This window comes from Peribacillus sp. P4_D6, from assembly GCF_056401795.1.
Map to the genome: position 1 here is coordinate 1 of NZ_JBFUIQ010000078.1, position 19257 is coordinate 19257.

The 19257-nt window shown below is 40.5% G+C and carries 26 protein-coding genes and 1 riboswitch; of the genes, 22 read left to right on the plus strand and 4 right to left on the minus strand.

Going from position 1 to position 19257, the window contains the following annotated elements:
• The 4 genes from AC1DVB_RS18765 to AC1DVB_RS18780 all read left to right on the plus strand — a co-directional run.
• Positions 1–403, plus strand: a 403-nt coding sequence (locus AC1DVB_RS18765) for a cob(I)yrinic acid a,c-diamide adenosyltransferase (RefSeq protein ID WP_477590422.1), incomplete at its 5' end; no start/stop codon positions are given.
• Between the two features lie 12 nt (positions 404–415).
• On the plus strand, positions 416–1933 hold the full coding sequence (locus tag AC1DVB_RS18770; protein ID WP_477590424.1) for a cobyric acid synthase: 1518 nt from the start codon (positions 416–418) through the stop codon (positions 1931–1933).
• A gap of 173 nt (positions 1934–2106) precedes the next feature.
• Positions 2107–2379: an HU family DNA-binding protein gene (locus AC1DVB_RS18775; RefSeq protein WP_034312477.1), complete on the plus strand. Its 273-nt coding sequence runs from the start codon at positions 2107–2109 to the stop codon at positions 2377–2379.
• Positions 2380–2728: 349 nt separating this feature from the next.
• Entirely contained in the window at positions 2729–2896 is a 168-nt protein-coding gene (locus tag AC1DVB_RS18780; RefSeq protein WP_153246085.1) for a hypothetical protein, read from the plus strand.
• On the opposite strand, the gene AC1DVB_RS18785 is transcribed toward AC1DVB_RS18780, so the two are convergent.
• Positions 2893–3621 carry a protein kinase domain-containing protein gene (locus tag AC1DVB_RS18785; RefSeq protein ID WP_477590427.1) on the minus strand — a complete coding sequence of 243 codons (729 nt, stop codon included), beginning with the start codon at positions 3619–3621 and terminating at the stop codon, positions 2893–2895. The two genes, AC1DVB_RS18780 and AC1DVB_RS18785, sit on opposite strands and share 4 nt — an antisense overlap.
• 399 nt (positions 3622–4020) lie before the next feature.
• Here AC1DVB_RS18785 and AC1DVB_RS18790 point away from each other — a divergent pair, with 399 nt between their 5' ends.
• From AC1DVB_RS18790 to AC1DVB_RS18835, 10 genes are all read left to right on the plus strand, one after another.
• Complete coding sequence (locus AC1DVB_RS18790; protein WP_477590429.1) at positions 4021–4248, plus strand: hypothetical protein; 228 nt, start codon at positions 4021–4023, stop codon at positions 4246–4248.
• Positions 4249–4359: 111 nt separating this feature from the next.
• Positions 4360–4491, plus strand: a riboswitch (TPP riboswitch).
• Positions 4492–4626: 135 nt separating this feature from the next.
• Positions 4627–5310, plus strand: coding sequence for a thiaminase II (gene tenA / locus AC1DVB_RS18795; protein WP_403189507.1), 684 nt, complete (start codon positions 4627–4629; stop codon positions 5308–5310).
• A gap of 15 nt (positions 5311–5325) precedes the next feature.
• On the plus strand, positions 5326–5904 hold the full coding sequence (locus tag AC1DVB_RS18800; RefSeq protein WP_377332710.1) for an ECF transporter S component: 579 nt from the start codon (positions 5326–5328) through the stop codon (positions 5902–5904).
• A gap of 18 nt (positions 5905–5922) precedes the next feature.
• The gene (locus AC1DVB_RS18805) at positions 5923–7386 is read left to right on the plus strand and encodes an ABC transporter ATP-binding protein (protein WP_477590432.1); all 1464 of its coding nucleotides are present in this window, start codon (positions 5923–5925) and stop codon (positions 7384–7386) included.
• Entirely contained in the window at positions 7387–8163 is a 777-nt protein-coding gene (locus AC1DVB_RS18810; protein ID WP_057275908.1) for an energy-coupling factor transporter transmembrane component T family protein, read from the plus strand.
• Positions 8164–8203: 40 nt separating this feature from the next.
• Entirely contained in the window at positions 8204–8815 is a 612-nt protein-coding gene (gene tenI, locus AC1DVB_RS18815; RefSeq protein ID WP_063576394.1) for a thiazole tautomerase TenI, read from the plus strand.
• Position 8816: 1 nt separating this feature from the next.
• On the plus strand, positions 8817–9941 hold the full coding sequence (gene thiO, locus AC1DVB_RS18820; RefSeq protein ID WP_230135932.1) for a glycine oxidase ThiO: 1125 nt from the start codon (positions 8817–8819) through the stop codon (positions 9939–9941).
• Between the two features lie 14 nt (positions 9942–9955).
• Complete coding sequence (gene thiS / locus AC1DVB_RS18825) at positions 9956–10159, plus strand: sulfur carrier protein ThiS (protein WP_034312438.1); 204 nt, start codon at positions 9956–9958, stop codon at positions 10157–10159.
• A gap of 1 nt (position 10160) precedes the next feature.
• Positions 10161–10928: a thiazole synthase gene (locus AC1DVB_RS18830; protein ID WP_057275905.1), complete on the plus strand. Its 768-nt coding sequence runs from the start codon at positions 10161–10163 to the stop codon at positions 10926–10928.
• On the plus strand, positions 10925–11944 hold the full coding sequence (locus tag AC1DVB_RS18835) for a thiazole biosynthesis adenylyltransferase ThiF (RefSeq protein WP_230135933.1): 1020 nt from the start codon (positions 10925–10927) through the stop codon (positions 11942–11944). Before AC1DVB_RS18830 ends, AC1DVB_RS18835 begins: the two co-directional genes overlap by 4 nt.
• Before the next feature lie 189 nt (positions 11945–12133).
• Here AC1DVB_RS18835 and AC1DVB_RS18840 read toward each other — a convergent pair whose 3' ends face one another.
• Positions 12134–12277 carry a small acid-soluble spore protein P gene (locus tag AC1DVB_RS18840; RefSeq protein WP_063576391.1) on the minus strand — a complete coding sequence of 48 codons (144 nt, stop codon included), beginning with the start codon at positions 12275–12277 and terminating at the stop codon, positions 12134–12136.
• 116 nt (positions 12278–12393) lie between these two features.
• On the opposite strand from AC1DVB_RS18840, the gene AC1DVB_RS18845 reads away from it, so the two are divergent.
• Positions 12394–12657, plus strand: a complete 264-nt coding sequence (locus AC1DVB_RS18845; protein ID WP_034312430.1) for a hypothetical protein — start codon at positions 12394–12396, stop codon at positions 12655–12657.
• A 147-nt stretch (positions 12658–12804) separates the two neighbouring features.
• Here AC1DVB_RS18845 and sspO read toward each other — a convergent pair whose 3' ends face one another.
• Positions 12805–12957 carry a small acid-soluble spore protein O gene (gene sspO, locus AC1DVB_RS18850; protein WP_034312428.1) on the minus strand — a complete coding sequence of 51 codons (153 nt, stop codon included), beginning with the start codon at positions 12955–12957 and terminating at the stop codon, positions 12805–12807.
• 385 nt (positions 12958–13342) lie between these two features.
• On the opposite strand from sspO, the gene acnA reads away from it, so the two are divergent.
• The 7 genes from acnA (at position 13343) to AC1DVB_RS18885 (ending at position 18747) form a co-directional block, all read left to right on the plus strand.
• On the plus strand, positions 13343–16054 hold the full coding sequence (gene acnA, locus AC1DVB_RS18855) for an aconitate hydratase AcnA (RefSeq protein ID WP_477590436.1): 2712 nt from the start codon (positions 13343–13345) through the stop codon (positions 16052–16054).
• A gap of 204 nt (positions 16055–16258) precedes the next feature.
• The gene (locus AC1DVB_RS18860) at positions 16259–16792 is read left to right on the plus strand and encodes a redoxin domain-containing protein (RefSeq protein WP_057275901.1); all 534 of its coding nucleotides are present in this window, start codon (positions 16259–16261) and stop codon (positions 16790–16792) included.
• 327 nt (positions 16793–17119) lie between these two features.
• Complete coding sequence (locus AC1DVB_RS18865) at positions 17120–17248, plus strand: FbpB family small basic protein (protein ID WP_072272906.1); 129 nt, start codon at positions 17120–17122, stop codon at positions 17246–17248.
• 141 nt (positions 17249–17389) lie between these two features.
• Positions 17390–17533, plus strand: a complete 144-nt coding sequence (locus AC1DVB_RS18870) for an acid-soluble spore protein N (protein ID WP_057275900.1) — start codon at positions 17390–17392, stop codon at positions 17531–17533.
• 61 nt (positions 17534–17594) lie between these two features.
• Positions 17595–17840, plus strand: coding sequence for a small acid-soluble spore protein Tlp (tlp, locus tag AC1DVB_RS18875; protein WP_230137337.1), 246 nt, complete (start codon positions 17595–17597; stop codon positions 17838–17840).
• Positions 17841–17997: 157 nt separating this feature from the next.
• Positions 17998–18429: an acyl-CoA thioesterase gene (locus AC1DVB_RS18880; protein ID WP_034312417.1), complete on the plus strand. Its 432-nt coding sequence runs from the start codon at positions 17998–18000 to the stop codon at positions 18427–18429.
• Positions 18430–18453: 24 nt separating this feature from the next.
• Positions 18454–18747, plus strand: coding sequence for a hypothetical protein (locus AC1DVB_RS18885; RefSeq protein WP_034312413.1), 294 nt, complete (start codon positions 18454–18456; stop codon positions 18745–18747).
• 37 nt (positions 18748–18784) lie between these two features.
• Here the strand turns inward: AC1DVB_RS18885 and AC1DVB_RS18890 are convergent, their stop codons facing one another.
• A complete protein-coding gene (locus AC1DVB_RS18890) occupies positions 18785–19081 on the minus strand; it encodes a HesB/YadR/YfhF family protein (RefSeq protein WP_034312410.1) in 297 nt (98 codons plus the stop codon).
• Positions 19082–19257 lie beyond the last annotated feature (176 nt).

Consider the following 19257-nt stretch of genomic DNA (forward strand, 5'->3'; position numbering starts at 1 on the left):
GCGTACATATGGGGAAGCATTGGCATTGGGAAAATTAGGAGTTAAAATGGAACAGCTAGGTATTGGTTTCACATGGACCAAAACCCCGGAAGAGCACCGCAATGCATTGGCGTTAGCTTGGGAAAAGGTGAAACTGGCCCTTGCTGATCCGGRCATTGATTTACTTGTTTTGGATGAGCTAAACAATGCTTTAGCCATTTCCAAATTCCCGATTGATGATGTCTTGCCATTGGCTGAAGTCATCGATGCAATTCGAAATCGTCCCGCTCATATGCATATAGTCATTACCGGCAGGGACGCCAAGCCAGAGCTTATGGAAATGGCGGATTTGGTTTCATCGATCGAGGCGACCAAGCATTATTATGACGAAGGTATCGGTGCAGTCAAAGGATTAGAGTTTTAGGGGGTGAGCGTAATGAAGGCACGATCCATCATGATACAAGGGACGTCATCCGATGTAGGGAAAAGTTTGATTTGCACGGCGTTTTGCCGGGTGTTTTCCAATAAAGGATTACGTGTCGTCCCTTTCAAATCACAAAACATGGCTTTGAATTCTTATGTAACCTTGGATGGCGGTGAAATCGGACGGGCTCAGGGAGTACAGGCGGAAGCAGCACGGATAACGGCAACGACTGATATGAATCCGATATTACTGAAACCAAAGCAGGATATGGTTTCGGAAGTGATCGTTCACGGAAAGCATTTTCTTGATATGAATGCAAAAAGCTATCGGTCCCAATTTGTCCAGGAAGCCATGCCCATCATCCGTAAATCGGTGGAAAAACTACAAGATGAATATGACATCATAGTACTCGAAGGGGCAGGAAGTCCTGCTGAAATTAACCTTAAGGACCGGGATATTGCAAATATGCGAATSGCTAAGCTCACGGATGCAGCTGTCATTTTAGTGGCCGATATTGACCGTGGTGGAGTATTTGCGTCCATTATCGGGACACTTGCCTTATTGGATCAAGATGAACGAGATAGTGTAAAGGGGATCATCATCAATAAATTTCGTGGCATGCGTGAATTGTTGGACGATGGCATTGAATGGGTGGAAAAGGAAACCGGGATTCCGGTCCTCGGGGTGCTGCCCTATCTAGACGTGAATATTGAAGCGGAAGATTCACTTGCCCTCTCTTCCTTACGTTTTAAAAAACCTAAAAAGGCTGAGTTTCCGATCGATGTAGCCGTCCTGAGATTTCCGCGGATCTCCAATTTTACAGATGTGGATCCTTTTTTCGATGAACCCGGAGTAGGTGTCCGACTTGTTAGCAGTGTCCATGAGTTAGGTAATCCCGATCTGCTAATTTTGCCGGGTACAAAAAACACGATGGAAGATTTAGAGTGGTTGAAACGTATGGGATTTGATCGGGCCATCGATGAACGGCGGAAACAAGGAACGATGATCTTCGGCATATGCGGCGGTTTTCAAATGCTAGGGACTAAACTTTTCGATCCTGATGCTATCGAGGGTGATGGTGAGAACGCAGAAGGGCTTTCGCTTCTTCCGGTGGAAACCGTCTTTCAAGCAGAAAAGAAGACGGTACAAATGGAAGGTGTCCTTTCTGCTGGGATAATGGAAAGTCAAATGAATCTTAACGGTTTCGAAATACATTTAGGCAGAACGACATTGAAGTCACAAGTAAGGCCCTTTCTATTATTGAAGGATGGAAGAGAGGATGGAGCCATTTCCAATGACAACCAAGTTATGGGAACATATCTCCATGGAATATTCCATAATCGCTTGTTCACTAGATTACTGGTTAACCAAATTCGACGGAACAAGGGGTTGGATGAAGTGAAGGAAAACGTTCAAAGCGACTCGGAGCGCAGGGAGGAAGCGTATAACCTCTTGGCTTCCCATCTGGAAGAAAACATTGATATGGATACCATCTATCAATGGCTGCAGCTCGAAACTGCAGAAAGTTGAACAAGAGTCAGACCGTGCTTAGTATGTTGATCAAGGCCCTTTAATCTGCAAGAAAGATCAATTTTGAGCTGCAATTCCTTTTATTTAGCCATAATAAGTGACAGAGGCATACAAGATATGTTATGTTGTCTTCTCTACATATTTTATACAAAATAAAAGGATGAGGTGTTCATATGAATAAAACAGAATTAGTGAGCAGTGTTGCAGCACAAGCTGAACTGACAAAAGACGAAGCAAAAAAAGTAGTGGATGCATTGTTTGAAACAATCACGGCTACACTTGCTAAAGATGAAAAAATCCAATTAGTTGGTTTTGGTACATTTGAAGTGCGTGACCGTGCTGCCCGTACAGGAAGAAACCCGCAAACTGGCGAAGAAATACAAATTGCAGCTAGTAAAGTACCTGCTTTTAAAGCAGGTAAGGAATTAAAAGAAGCTGTAAAATAAAAGGTGAACGAAGAAAAAAACCTGGCGATGAAATATGCGCCAGGTTTTTTGTTTACTGACTGATTCGAAAAACAGATAATATATACCGAATGTGACTCAGAAATGGAAAAGATAAAAAGTCGACTTTGTCATCTATTCGTATATTGTAAGAGCCATTTGGAGTTTCATAAATTGAAGGGATTAGGGCGTTCCCATGACCAACAATGAAAAAAGCCGAATCCATGAAGCGGTAATGGACTGTAACACAAATGAAAAAAAATTATAGTACTTATTAATAAGGTTTATACTGTGACTATGTTAGGCTAAATGAATAACAGGCTTTAAAACCAAAATAAAAGAGGTGAAAGAAATGCTGAAGAAAATAATGAAAAAAATCAAACAACTTTCCCAAGGCAGCAGTGAGCGAAGACATGGGCATTATCGCCGAGGCAGCAGCAGCAGCAGCCGAGGCTACAAAAGGTATCCCATGAGTGGAAGTGACCGCTACAAAAGAAAAGGGCGCGGCAGCAGCAGCTAATTCAATTTCTTTGACTTCAATACAGCCTTCAGGTCCATTGAGATTTCTTTAATATCTGAGTAAGGTTCTTGGATGCTTAATAACCTTTTCAGTATATGCACGGTTTCTTTTTCTAACGAAAGCTCTTCTGTCCAAGGAAGTGCTTTTTTACTTTTGGAAGCGTACGTCGTATAAAGTACATATAGAAGTATTTCCCCCAAGTCGTAAAAATCCTGCCTTTTCAGCTGCAAAATGGATTCTTTAGCGAGGTTGTCCGAATTGATCATCTTGGACAAACCAAAGTCTATCAAAATGGGCTGATGGTTCTTAAGTAGAATATTCGGTATACGTAAATCTTGATGGAAAATGTCATGCTCATGTAGATAACATACTAAATCGACCAGCTTATCCAGAAAATATAGAGACTCTTTCTCATTGAACGTTAATTGATTCGAGAAAATATGGTCTTCTAAATTATTCCCTTCTATGAAATCCATCACAAAATAAACATTTCCATCTTGCGAAAATTTCTCGTGAAATTTGGGGATATTTCTGTGGTTTAACATTCGTAATATGGAAATTTCATTTTCAAACTGTTTCAGCTCTTTTTTGCTGCGGCGTTTACTTTTCCGGAGCTGTTTGATCACTATATTTTCATTCATTTTCAAATCATTGCAACGATAAACAATACCGTAGCTTCCTGTTCCGATTACAGCTTTTACCTCGTAGCGGTAATTCAAAACCACACTCTTTTTTAAAGGAATATCCACAATTAACTGGTAGAACTTTCTAAAGGAACGAAAAATTGAAACTTCCCTCACCACTTTCAAATATTCGAGTCAAGAACCAAAAAAAAGACCATTATTAACTATGCTGGAAATATGAATGATCATGGTTAGTTTAACACTGATTTTTGATAATGCGGTAATGAAAGTCATTTCTTCGGGGCGATCTTTTGATAGTTCACAATTAAAAATAATTTTTTCCTATAATTTCACATTATGAAATTATATGGTTTTTAAAAATATTAAGTTTACTATAATGAATTCATAATAAAAGAGTAGGAGGTGATGAGGTGGATGGGCGCGAGTTGAGAAGTTGCTTTGGGAAATCCCTAACCGGCGTCACAATAGTGAGCTGGTTTGATGGAAAGTTCAAAAGGGGATTACTGTGAATTCATTAAATTCACGAGTAAAATTGCAAAACTCACGAGTAAAGTAGCTAAATTCACGAGTAAAGCAGCAGAATTCACGAGTAAACCGGCAAAACTCACGAGTAAAACCGTAGAATTCACGAGTAAACCGGCTAAACTCACGGGTAAACTACTAACTGAGCTCCCTTTGATCAAATTCTTTGAAGGCTACGGGAAATGAGGGTATGGTAGATTGAAAGTTTAGTAACCCTAAATCAAGAAAACTTTTCTAATACGTTTGACAATTGGATTTATCGTGTTAATATAAAGGCAAATGAATTTAATATACAATTTGTACCACTAGGGGTGCTTTATAGGTAAAAGTTGATTTTTTACCCACAAAAGCTGAGATTGAAGTATGACTTTAAGACCCTTAGAACCTGATCTGGTTTATACCAGCGTAGGGAAGTGGGGTCTGGAACTATACATTTCTGTATTATTTCAAGTACAACCACTTTCTTTACGTTTAAGAAAGTGGTTTTTTGTTTGCAAAAAAAGGGGTGATAAGTGTTTTTTTCTGTAACGTTCAATGAAAAAATACAATTTGGAGGTAATGGACATGAAGTTTTCAGAGGAAATCCGTAAGGAAGTTGATCACATTTGGGAAGCTAGTTTTAATCATCCGTTTGTAGCAGGAATAGGAGATGGCACATTGCCATTGGAGTGTTTCCGTTTTTATGTCATGCAAGATGCCTATTATTTATCTCATTTTGCTAGAGTTCAAGCCTTAGGGGCAGTCAAAGCTACGGATTTACATACAACAAGCAGGCTTGCCGGCCATGCACAAGGAACATATGAAGCGGAGTTGAAGCTTCATGAGAATTTTTCCGAGAGATTAGGCATCACAAAAGAAGAACGGGAAGATTTCAAGCCTGCCCCGACTGCCTATGCTTATACTTCCCATATGTATCGTGCGGCTTATTCGGGACATTTAGGAGATGTTATTGCAGCTATCTTGCCGTGTTACTGGCTGTATTATGAGATAGGTGAAAAGCTGCAAGGGTGCATGCCCGAAGAGCCAATTTATCAAGAATGGATAGCGGCATACGGAGGAGAGTGGTTCCGCACTTTGGTGGAAGAACAAATTGCGAGACTGGATGAGATTGCTGAAAAAGTAACTGAAGAAGATAAGGTGAGAATGAAAGAGCATTTTATTCTCAGCAGCCAATATGAATACTCATTTTGGGAAATGGCTTATCGTTTAGAGACATGGCCCGTTCATAAGGAAACATTAGAAGTATAAAAGGAGAATGAAACAATGAAAAAAGGATTGAAATTAACGGATATATTAGTCACGATCGTGATTGCGGTAGCATTTGGAATCGTTTATATACTTTGGGGTTCGATTTATTATTCCGTTAAACCATTAGGATTACATCTGGATCAACTTATTTATGGAATGTGGTTTATAGCTGGACCTGTCGCCTTTTTCATTTTACGGAAACCGGGTGTGGCACTTTTGGCGGAGATAGCCGCAGCTTCCGGGGAATTCTTTCTAGGTTCCCCATGGGGGCTGACTGTACTGTTATATGGGGTGGTCCAAGGTTTGTTCGCGGAAATGGTGTTCATGGGGTTCAAATATAAAAAATTCAATATGCCGGTGGCCGTTTTAGCTGCGATGGCTTCCTGCCTGGCATCAGTTATCATGGATTTTGCATACGGGGAAATAGGTGCTCTTTCTACTTGGAATCTATCGTTATTCATGATAGCGAGGTTTGTGGGTTCCATATTCTTTGCAGGTGTGACCGCTTATTATCTAGTTAAAGTCCTGGAAGCAACAGGGGTAACTAATCTTGTGCGTCCGGTTTCCAATAAAGATTATGCAGAACTTGATTAAAAGAAGAGGTTGAGGGCCATGGAACCAATCGTTTCTGTTGAAAAGTTAAGAATGAAATTTCCCGGTGATGAATCTTTGATATTCAAGGACCTATCACTATCGTTTGATCAAGGAGAAAAAGTGCTATTGTTGGGACCATCAGGATGTGGTAAGTCCACTCTGTTGCAAGTGTTAAGCGGATTGATTCCGAATTCCATCGAAGTCCCGATGAAAGCGGAGAAATTGAAATGCCCTTCTTCATGGGGGTATGTTTTTCAAGACCCTGATAGCCAGTTTTGCATGCCATTTGCCGATGAGGAAATTGCCTTTGTCCTTGAGAATCTTTCCGTCCCTAAAGAAGAAATGAAAGAGAAAATTGAAAATCAAATCCGTAATGTAGGATTGAACCTAGGGCATGCAAGTATAGAAACATTATCAGGCGGGATGAAACAGCGTCTGGCAATCGCTTCAGTATTGGCCCTTGAACCAGAAGTGCTATTTTTAGATGAACCGACAGCCATGCTTGATCCGGAAGGAACGAAAGAAATCTGGGACTTGTTGAAGGAAGTCGGAAAAGACAAAACGGTTATTATCGTCGAACATAAAATTGACCATGTTTTAGAATTCATCGAACGAATCGTGCTTTTAAACGGTGACGGTCAAATCATAGCTGATGGTCCAAGAGACACCATTCTTTCCCTATATAAAAATGAAATGAGAGAACATGGAATTTGGTTCCCAGGTGTTTGGGATGAATATATACAGAAGTATGCACCCACTAGGGAACACCAATTTACAGATTGTTTACCTCTTATGGATGTGCAAGGATTTAGCGGTTTTCGGAATAAAGAGGAAAAAATCAAGGTTGAAGAGCTGAAGGTCCATTCAGGAGAATGGATTGTGATCAGGGGAGAAAATGGCGCGGGCAAGAGTACACTTTTGCATGCATTGATGCAGTTCATAAAAACGAAAGGTATGTATGAATTATTGGGGAACCCCATTAAAATGGTGAAAAATCCAACGGATCATATGACGTTTGTCTTTCAAAATCCTGAGTTTCAGTTCGTTGCAAATACTGTATATGAAGAGATTGCTTATTCATTGCGTATTGATAAAAGGCCGCAACAAGAAATAGATGAGAGAGTCCGCTCATTGCTTAAAGTGTTCCGCCTTGAGGCACATCGGGATAAACATCCGTTTCAATTATCAATGGGTCAAAAGCGTCGCTTAAGCGTAGCAGCATCAATCGTAATCGACAAAAAAATCATTCTCCTGGATGAGCCGACATTTGGCCAAGATTCGAAAAATACCTTTGCATTATTGGAATGGTTCGAGGAATATCGAAGGCGCGGAATAACCGTGATCATGGTAACTCATGACGAACATATTTCAAAAAACTTTGCAACCAGAATCTGGACGGTTAAGGGCGGAAACGTAATAAGTGATAAAAACATCGCGCAAGCCGGATTTGTCGAGACCAAAGTTAAAAGGAGTGTCATGTAGATGAATGTTTCAAACGCAGAAACATGGCTCCATGGAATTAATCCAAGCCTTAAACTTGGTGTACTGATTGTATTATGCATCGTGGCGTTATTCATTCATGACCTGAATTATATGATGAACATCACCATTGGCGTATTGATATTATTTTTGTTTTTTACCGGGCATTCGATAAAACGCATCCTGCTTTTGTCGATTCCCTTTTGTTTCATTTTTATATCCACCTCTTCTGCAATGATATTATTCGGGCAAGGTGAGACGCTTTGGTTTGAGTGGGGCCTCATATCGATTACGGAAGAAAGTTTCATGAGGGGATTACTGGTAGGCTTTCGAGCTTTGTTCTTTGCGGCCCTTGGTTTAACTTTTTCCTTAACGACGAGACCAGTGAACTTGTTTTATTCGTTAATGCAGCAAGTTAAGCTTAAACCGAAATATGCCTATAGTTTCATGGCGGCATTAAGGCTGATTCCCATCATGATGGAGGAGTTCCAAACGATACGAAACGCGATGAAGGTACGCGGTTTCGAAAGAGGAAAAGGGATAAGGTCGGTATATTTTAAAATGAAAGCCTATTCCATCCCGTTGTTATCCGGAAGCATCAGACGTGCTCACCGAATCGCGGTTGCGATGGAGGCAAAGCGATTTACAGACACTCGGGATCGAACATACTATTATGAATTTGGTTTTTCAAAAATGGACCATGGTTTCATTCTGTATTTTATCATCCTGCTGTTGGCCGGCTTTTACCTATCGATTCAATTCCCGTTAGTATCTATTTGATTTTTATGAGATTGTAACTTTACTAGTTGGGGGTTCTAGTATGAATGCACATGAATTGCATATAATTTCCACTGGGAAACAGCCAATTGAAAAGTTTGTGGAAATCGCTTCAAACATTCAGGAACATGTTGATTTCTTTTATCTAAGGGAAAAGCATAGGAGTGCTTCGGAACTCTATCGAGCAGTGAGGCTATTACATGATAATAAGATTCCGCTTTCTAAGATCATCATTAATGACCGGGTGGATGTAGCCTGGGTACACAAAGCATTTGGTGTGCAATTGGCTTTTCATAGTTTAGATGCAGAAGTCGTAAAAGGAGCTTTTCCAGGGATGAATGTTGGCTGTTCGATCCATTCCATGGATGAAGCGAAAGCCGCATTCAGCAAAGGGGCCGATTACGCGATTTATGGACATGTTTTTGAAACGGCTTCAAAAATTGGCCTTCCTCCTAGGGGAGTTGAGGAGCTTCATGCAATCACAAGAAATGTCGATCTTCCGATAATTGCGATAGGAGGAATAACACCTTTCAATTGCCAAGACGTGCTGGATGCGGGGGCACACGGAATTGCGGTCATGTCAGGTGTGCTTGAAGCTGAAAATCCGATTGAAGCCGTTAAAGAATATGCGAAGTCTTTGGGAAAGGAGACATAATATGAATTCCATATATGATGCAATCATTGTTGGGGGAGGAGTAATAGGTGGATCCATTGCCTTTCAATTAGCCAAGCGAGGTAAAAAGGTTCTTTTATTGGAAAAAGACAGACTTGCCAATAAAGCATCCAGTGCTGCAGCTGGGATGTTAGGAGCACAATCCGAGTTAGATCCTGATAATCCCCTTTTTACATTGGCAAGTCGAAGCAGGGCGATGTTTCCTGCACTGGCGCAAGAATTAAAAGACATAAGTGGAATAGACATCGAATTAGTGAATAAGGGCATGTATAAGGTGGCGCTATCGAGTGAGCAAGTAGCCGAGTTGAAGAACATGATCAATGTCCAGCAAAATGCCGGACTTGAGGCTGAATGGCTATCGACTGCCGAAATAAGGAAAACGGAACCGCTTTTATCGGATGAGATTAAAGGAGCCATGTTCATTCCGAATGATGGACAAGTTTCAGCCACGAGACTGTCGCTCGCTTTTACTGAATCTGCAGCTGCCCTTGGTGTGGATATAAAGGAATTTGTTCATGTCTCCGATTTGGTTACGGAAAAYGGATGTGTAACGGGAGTTGTCACGGACATAGGTAGATTTTCAAGTGAAAATGTCATCGTGGCAGGTGGCGCTTGGAGTGCTTTCCTCCTAGAAAAATCAGGGATCATACTCGACAGTTATCCAGTAAAGGGAGAGTGCTTTTCCGTCCTGACCGATCGTCCATTGCTTGAAAAGACAATTTTCTCACATGGCTGCTATCTTGTGCCCAAAGTTGGCGGAAGAATCATTGTCGGGGCAACGGTTAAAGCGAACACTTTCGATCAAAAGGTAAGTCTTGAGGGGATTTCTACGTTAATAGAAAGAGCAACGCAATTGCTTCCGGCGATTAAAGGAACCGAATTGGAAAAGACATGGGCAGGTATACGCCCCCAAACTGGGGACGGCTTACCGTACTTTGGTGAACATCCGGCATGCAAAGGACTTTTCATTGCAACGGGGCACTATAGGAATGGCATCTTGCTTTCTCCAATTACAGGTGTACTTATAGCAGATATTTTGGAAAGGAAGGCAAATCCCGAATGGTCCCCTTTTCGATTGGACCGTTCGATACAGCCCCTTTTTTCTTGATGGAGGTGGATGAATTGGAATTGATTATTAACGGGGAAAAAATACGGATTCCTGCTGAAGAATCAACAGTTACAGGGCTTTTACAACACTTTAATCTACATCAAAAAGTAGTGATCGTTGAATTGAATGATGAAATATTAGCAAAAGAAAGTCTAAGTGAAACACTTTTGTCAAATGGAGACAAGGTAGAGATTGTACATTTTGTAGGAGGCGGATGATATGTTAAAGATTGGTTCTTATGAATTTTCTTCAAGATTATTATTAGGTACTGGGAAATATCCAAATTTCGATGTTCAAAAACAATCAGTGGAGGTTTCGGAGACGGAAATATTAACATTCGCGGTCCGGAGAATGAACATTTTTGAAGCCAGTCAGCCCAATTTTTTGGAAAAGCTTGATTTGAAGAAATACACACTCCTTCCCAATACGGCAGGAGCTAAAACAGCCAAAGAAGCAGTGCGCATAGCCCAGCTTGCAAAGGCATCTGGCTTATGTGACATGATTAAGGTTGAAGTCATTGGCTGTCAAAAAACACTGCTGCCTGACCCGATTGAAACATTGAAAGCTGCTGAAGAATTAGTGAAACTGGGATTCACCGTATTACCTTATACTTCGGATGATGTCTTGCTCGCTAAACGCCTGGAAGAAGTGGGGTGCCATGCAATCATGCCCGGAGCTTCACCAATTGGCTCTGGTCAAGGCATTATAAACCCACTGAACTTACGGTTCATCATGGAACAATCAGAGGTGCCGGTAATTGTTGATGCAGGAATCGGTTCACCCTCTGATGCAGCGATCGCCATGGAATTGGGGGCGGATGGCGTATTACTTAACACTGCTGTTTCTGGGGCGAAAGACCCAGTCAAAATGGCGAGAGCAATGAAACTTGCCATTGAGGCAGGGCGATTGGGGTATGAAGCAGGAAGAATCGAAAAAAATGATTACGCGATTGCAAGCAGCCCAGTTGAAGGATTGAGCATTGGATGAATGAGCGTTATTCACGTCAAGAACTTTTTGGTCCTATTGGGGAAGAAGGGCAAATGAAAATTCGCCAAAAACACGTTTTGGTGATTGGAGCGGGTGCTCTCGGTACGGGAACTGCGGAAGGCCTTGTTCGAGCCGGAATTGGGAAACTCACCATTGTTGACAGGGATTATGTAGAGTGGAGCAACCTTCAAAGACAACAGCTTTATTGTGAAGATGATGCACAAAAAAGAATGCCGAAAGCAGTGGCAGCGAAGAATCGCCTGAATGCGCTAAATTCGGATGTAATCGTAAAATCACATGTGGCGGATGTTTCGGTTGATGAATTGGCGAAGCTTGTTGAAGGCGTGGATTTGATATTGGATGCCACTGATAATTTCGATACAAGGATGCTTATTAACGATACTGCACAAAAATATAAAATCCCCTGGATTTACGGTGCCTGTGTAGGGAGTTATGGGATAAGTTACACGGTGGTCCCAGAGAAGACACCATGTTTGAATTGTTTGCTGGAAACGGTCCCGATTGGAGGACTGACTTGTGATACGGCGGGAATCATCAGTCCTGCCGTTCAAACGGTCGTTGCCCATCAAATGGCGGAAGCTTTAAAAATCCTTGTCGAAGATCACGAATCGCTGAGAAACAAAATCGTTTCATTTGATCTTTGGAAAAATGAACATTCATCGATAAATGTAGCGAAATTAAAAAAGGATACTTGTTTGTCATGTGGGTCAAATCGAACGTATCCCCACCTCTCTTATTCAAATCGAACAAAGACCGCCGTTTTATGCGGAAGGGATTCTGTCCAAATTCGGCCGGCAATGAAGGTTGAAAGAGACTTAGCGGAACTCGAAAATAATCTTATCGCACAAGGTGGTAAGATCGACAGGAATCCTTATTTACTTTCATTTACCATTGGAACCCATCGGTTGGTCGTTTTTAAAGACGGGCGGACGTTGATTCATGGAACAAAAGATATTGCAGAAGCAAAAACGTTATATCATCGTTATCTTGGCTGAAATGGAATGGCACCGACTTGCAATTCACGTTTATACCCGTGAAAGAGTGCCAAAAAAAGATGCCCTTATAATAGGAAGGTATCGAACATTTTCCCAATGTGGCTTATTTGCTTCAGAATTATAAAACGAAAGCGGTGTCTGCCTTTTTGGGGCGGCACCGCTTTGTTATGGAACGATTATTTAAGCAGCTTACATATCATGACTGCTATTATGCTTCTGACGGGAGTGCTGCCTGTTTTTCACCTTATGAGAACCGCTTAACGGTGCTGGTTGACCTGGGTTATTTCCTTTAGGAGCATTTTTTCGCATATCTTTACCATCGTTTTTGTTCATGTTCGATCCCTCCTATCTCTTAAGATAATCAGTCCGTGAAATTTTATTCACATACATATATTTGCAAACCTCGTACATGCTATGGATGGACACCATATTTAAGGAGCTGAATCCAAATGCAGGATAAACAAGATAAGCGAAGGTCTTTTCAGGAAGCCCAGCAAAGTTATCAACAAGTATTTGATGTATACTCATCCATTGAGAAAAACGCACCGAATTACGGAACGGAATTGAAACATGTGAAGCAGGAAGTGAACGAGGCCTATCAACAAATACAATCTGCTTTAGTCACCGCTTCCGAACATCAGAAAGAACAATTGAAAAAATTCGAACAGGATATCCAGGCAATCGTCAATGAGGTCAATTCTGAGGACTATTGAGTTACAGGTTCTAGTGTCATGAGTCCATGCGCTTTACTCGTAAGTTTTGCGCGTTTTGATTTTAGAAAGGAATAGGCTTTTTGAAAAATGCAGGACATCTGCCATTTCAAAAAGCCTATCCTATTTAAAGCCTAGAAATAAGGGGAATCATTGGTTTTTCTTTCTTTTTTTATTGTTTTGCCTTTGCATTTCCGATAATGGCGGTTCATTTCCCAGTTCATCATTGTATCCAGCCCCATTACCTTGCGCTTTTGCTGCATTCATACCTGGTATAACATGATTTGCCTTTTGTTTTGTCATTTCGACACCTCCACCCATAGAATGTGATAATGTCGAATGATTATGTATGAAGTGTCAATATGTTTTGCTGGAATAATTTATCAGGCCGCAAATAGGGGTATTTTCAAGAAAATGCATATCAGCAAGTCTTCTTAAATGCACTTTAATATGTGGGGGATTTTTTTCTATAAGAGAAACTTATCAAAAACAATAACTTTCTTGTTATTTACTTATACTCATTTCTATATTAGTATTAAGTTGAAGGAAGAGTTAGGGTGGGAGAAGAGAGAGAAAATTCGACAAACTAACTTTTTTACTTATATTTATAGTAAACATGGTTTCAGTGAACCAGGTTTTACTTTCATGTGCAGAATACGTTCTGACAGTTTAATAGGGGGTAATATTCATGACGAAAAATGACGTATACCAAGCGCGTAAGTCCTTTGAAATTGATGGGCAACGCTACAACTACTACAGCCTAGACGCTATTGAAAAAGCAGGGGATGGCCAAGTATCACGCCTTCCATATTCCATTAAAGTATTACTTGAAGCGGTCCTTCGCCAAGTAGACGGAAGAGTAATCACAAAAGAACACGTTGCGAACCTTGCTAAATGGGGAACAAGCGAGCAACAAGATATAGATGTTCCGTTCAAGCCTTCACGTGTAATCCTACAAGATTTCACTGGTGTTCCAGTTGTTGTTGATTTAGCTTCTTTACGTAATGCTTTCGCGGCACTTGGTGGAGATCCTGACAAAATCAACCCGGAAATCCCAGTTGACCTTGTAATTGACCACTCTGTACAAGTTGATAAAGCAGGTACAATGGATTCCCTAGATGCCAATATGGATCTTGAATTCGAACGTAATGCAGAGCGTTACCAGTTCCTAAGCTGGGCTCAAAAATCATTCAACAACTATCGTGCAGTTCCACCGGCAACTGGTATCGTTCACCAAGTTAACCTAGAGTACCTTGCGAACGTGGTTCATGCTGTTGAAACTCCAAACGGAGACTTCGAAGTATTCCCTGATTCTGTTTTCGGTACAGATTCACATACTACAATGATCAACGGTATTGGTGTTCTTGGTTGGGGTGTCGGCGGTATCGAAGCAGAAGCAGGCATGCTTGGACAGCCATCTTACTTCCCAGTTCCAAAAGTCGTTGGTGTTAAACTGACTGGCCAACTTCCTAAAGGTACAACAGCTACTGACCTTGCATTGAAAGTAACACAAGTTCTTCGTGCACACGGCGTAGTTGGTAAATTTGTTGAGTTCTACGGCCCAGGAGTAGGATACCTTCCACTTGCTGACCGTGCAACAATCGCTAACATGGCTCCTGAATACGGTGCTACAGTTGGTTTCTTCCCTGTTGATGCAGAAGCGATCGATTACATGCGCTTAACAGGCCGTGATGAAAAACAAATTAAAGTGGTTGAATCATACTGCAAAGAAAATGGTTTGTTCTACTCTCCTGAAAACGAAGATCCAGCATACAATGATGTTGTGGAAATCGACCTTTCAGCAATTGAACCAAACCTTTCAGGCCCTAAACGCCCGCAAGATTTGATTCCACTTTCTCAAATGAAAAAATCTTTCCATGACGCGATCAATGCACCTATGGGCAAMCAAGGTTTTGGCATGGACAATTCTGAATTGGATAAAGAAGTAACTGTTAAATTTGCCGATGGCAAAGAAACGGTAATGAAAACAGGTGCGATTGCAATTGCTGCAATCACGAGCTGTACGAACACTTCTAACCCGTACGTAATGCTTGGAGCGGGTCTTATTGCTAAAAAAGCAGTTGAGAAAGGCTTGACTGTTCCGGATTATGTAAAAACATCATTGGCACCAGGTTCTAAAGTTGTTACTGGTTACCTTCGTGATGCAGGTCTTCAACCATACCTTGATCAATTAGGATTCAACGTAGTTGGTTACGGCTGTACAACATGTATCGGTAACTCAGGTCCATTGGCTGACGAAATCGAAGCAGCTGTTGCTGAAGCTGATCTACTAGTAACTTCAGTACTTTCTGGTAACCGTAACTTTGAAGGTCGTATTCACCCACTAGTGAAAGCAAACTATCTTGCTTCACCTACTTTGGTTGTTGCATATGCTCTTGCTGGAACTGTGGACTTCGATCTTAACAATGATTCTCTTGGTAAAGACAAAGATGGTAACGATGTATATCTTGCTGATATCTGGCCATCACAAGAAGAAGTTAACGCTGCTGTTAAAGCGACAGTTACACCGGAATTATTCCGTAAAGAATACGAAACAGTATTCAACGATAACAAACGTTGGAATGAAATCCAAACAAGCAACGAAGCGATTTATGCTTTCGATTCTAAATCGACTTACATTCAAAATCCTCCATTCTTTGAAGGATTATCACCAGAACCGGGTTCAGTTAACCCACTTTCCGGCTTGCGTGTAGTTGGTAAATTCGGCGACTCAGTAACAACTGACCATATTTCCCCTGCAGGTGCAATCGGTAAAGATACACCAGCTGGTATCTATCTTCGCGAAAACGGTGTGAAACCGCGTGACTTTAACTCTTACGGTTCTCGTCGTGGTAACCATGAAGCGATGATGCGTGGAACATTCGCAAACATCCGTATCCGTAACCAAGTTGCTCCAGGTACAGAAGGTGGTTACACTACTTACTGGCCAACAGGCGATGTAATGGCTATCTATGATGCTTGTATGAAATACAAAGCTGATGGAACAGGTCTTGCAGTAATCGCTGGTAAAGACTATGGTATGGGAAGCTCTCGTGACTGGGCTGCGAAAGGTACTAACCTTCTTGGCATCAAAACAGTCATCGCTGAAAGCTTTGAACGTATTCACCGTTCTAACCTTGCATTAATGGGTGTTCTTCCACTTCAATTCAAAGAAGGCGAAAACGCTGAAACGCTTGGATTGACTGGTAAAGAAGCGATCGCAGTTAAAATCGACGAAACGGTTAAACCGCGTGATATCGTAACAGTTACAGCTACTGATGAAGCTGGAAACGTAAAAGAATTTGATGTACTTGTTCGTTTCGATTCCGAAATCGAAATCGACTACTACCGTCACGGTGGTATCCTTCAAATGGTATTACGTAATAAATTAAAAGGCTAATTTCAGCTTTTAGGAAGCGGTAAACCTATTATAGGTTTACCGCTTTTTTTGTGTCAGGTTTATGAAACAATGAGATATCATGATATGATTTATAGGAATTGCACTTTTCCGCATACCCTTTTATTGTTAAGATGGAATAGGGAAGTTGTTCTAATTCTGGAAATGGACTAATATTTTTATTGTAATGGGACTAGGAGGACGAGTATGCTTAAAAAAATTATTGCTTCGGTGGCCTTACTATCACTTATTACTGTAGCGATCGTGCAGGCGATGGATAATGAATCAAAGGGAAATGACGAAAAAGATGCTTTGGGCGGATTGAAAATTGGAGCTAAAGCACCGAATTTCTCCCTGAAAACTTTGGATGGTAAACAAGTTGAATTATCGGATTATGAGGGAAAAAAGGTAATGCTGAATTTTTGGGCAACGTGGTGCCCGCCTTGCAAGAAGGAAATGCCGGATATGGAGAAATACACACAACAAGCGGGTGATGATGTCGTCGTACTTGCAGTCAATATTGACCCTGAAAATGATGTACAAGCATTTGTGGAGGATAATGGAATTACTTTTACCATACCGCTGGACAGTCAAAGTGCAAAAAATCCAGTGAATGAGCGCTACAAAATTCTTAGCATACCGACAACTTACTTCATCGACAAAAAAGGCATTATCAGGAATAAGGTAATTTCAGCCATGACATTAAAAGATATGGAACGAAATATAAATAGTATGAAGTAGGGTAATCTTATGAAGTTTGAAGTGATTTGCGACACACTCCTGCCGAAAACCCCGGTTTCTGAAACAAGGAACGGAACCTTATGAGGTTCCGTTTTTATTGTATGTTAACAAAGTTGTCAAATTTTAATGGAAAAATCAAAAAATTTAAAAAATTATGGTTAAAGTTTATGAAAAAAGGGTTAAAGTATAGAGAGCGGAGATATGGAATTTTTATCAGGTTAAAAATCTGATAATTATGACAATTAAAGGGATGGAAACCATATAGTCATAATTTTACGTTAATTTGGCAATGCTGAATTGTATATTAAAAATAAGTAGGTGAAAAGCATGAAAAAAAGAAAAAGGACATTTGAAGAATTAATTAAAGAAAATAAAAGGGAATTATTGATGGACGTTAAACAAATGGAAAGACTTGAAGAACGTCTTGAAAAAAAACATATGCAAAAGGCTGAATAGTCTTTGCTTAAAAAGAGTCAGTGCCATGAAGGTTCCTTCAAGGTGCTGGCTCTTTTTTCATAACTATTTCAAAAACTGGCATTCATGAATTTCCTCTTTTTTATCCATGATAAGAGAAGGATAAGAGAAGGAGGCGATAAAATGGGTAATCCAAAAAAAGATTCCAAACACTTTAGACCGAGCCATCTAGGGACACAGCCAATAGCAGCAGGTGGGAATAACGGTAAGAAAATGCAGGACAAATCCGGGAAACATCCTCAGGTCATTCAAACTAAAGGCGAGTAATCAAGGCTTAATAAAGTAATCGTAATAATATTATGTAAATAATTAATATGAGGTGAAAATAATGGGCACAAATAAGCACAATTCTGATAATCGTTTAGATAATGTTGAAAAAATTCAAGATGCAATAGAAAATACGGAAGAAAACATAATCGCTGCAAATGAAACGTTATCATTTTCTTCAGGGGAAGAAAAGCAGGCAATTCAGGATAAAAATGAACGAAGAAGAAAGAGCATTGATGGAATGAAGGAAGAAATGCAAGATGAGCAAGAAGCACGGGAAAGCGGTTATAGTAGCGATAATATGTAAACAACTAGGTAAAGGGGAGAAAGAGATGAGAAATCTTTCTCCCCTTTCATTTTAGGTTCAATGAAGGGAAACAGTCTATAAAGACAGCTAAAATGAAATTTGCACAATTGTTATGGTAAAATGTTTATTGCAAGAGAAATGAAAGTGGGGAAACAAAATGTTCATAGCTGAAAACGAAATTGAAGTGCGGTATGCAGAGACAGATCAAATGGGTGTTGTTTACCATGCGAATTATTTAATATGGATGGAACTAGGCAGGACAAAATTGATAAATGATTTAGGGTTTTATTATGCTGATATGGAAGCGGATGGCATCCTCTCACCTGTTATGGATATTCAAGCTTCGTATAAAACCCCTGTTAGATATGGTGATAAGGTGAAAATTAAAACCTGGATTGAAAAATATGACGGTTTACGCGTCGTTTATGGGTATGAGATCGTTAATGGGAAAAATGAAGTGGCGGCTACAGGTCATTCTTCCCACGTTTGCGTTAAAAAGGAGAGCTTCCGCCCAATATCCATTAAACGCATGTATCCTGAATGGCATGAGGCCTATGAGAAAAATAAAAAGCAGGATGAATTGGTTTAATTACAATTATTGAGGTGATCAAAAATGGCTTTTGGGATTAAACGGGTAGACATCGTAGCCTGGAAGCAGAAAATCGATCAAGGCCAAATAGCTTTTTTAACTCATTATTGGCTGGATGACCGATTTCCCGGTTGCAAGACGGTAACAAAAGTCGGATGCAAGGATTTAAGGCGTTTAGCGGAGTGGGGTAAGCAATACGGGCTAAAAAAAGAGTGGATTCATCACAGGAAGGATGGCTATTCTCATTTTGATCTTTTAGGGGATAAACAAGCGGAAATTCTTAGGGCGGAAGATATTGAAGAGCGCCTGCTCGATTGAACAAGAAAAAACAGCAGTTTACACCGCTGCTTTATTGTCAAGCACTCTTTTCATATTGAAATTCTGGTTCAGTCAGTTTTTCATTAAAAGTAATAAGTAAATCGTGGCCATCAAAGTACCATAAATCTTTTTCTTCTACATAAAAATTAATCTCGTTCATAGTCGTTGCGGCCGCTGCATTTTCCGGTTCTTCTTGCATGATACCTAATGAAAAGCCGCTTTGGACGGTACTATGCCCGCCATATCTTACATAAAAGCGCAAATGAGAGCCTTCTTGAAGCCCCAGTTCATCAATATACCACTTAGCTGCTTGATCGGAAATGGTCAGTTTCATACTCATTCTCCTTCCTAGAGGTTCGTTATTTAAGTATAAAGTAATTATACGGTAGATGCGAATAATGTGCGTTTTAGAAAGGAAATAACAATGGATATTATATACAATATTTGTTTCATAACTCGAAAAAGATCCAACGAAGTCGAAGTGTTGATGCTATTTCGCCGAAAGGATCC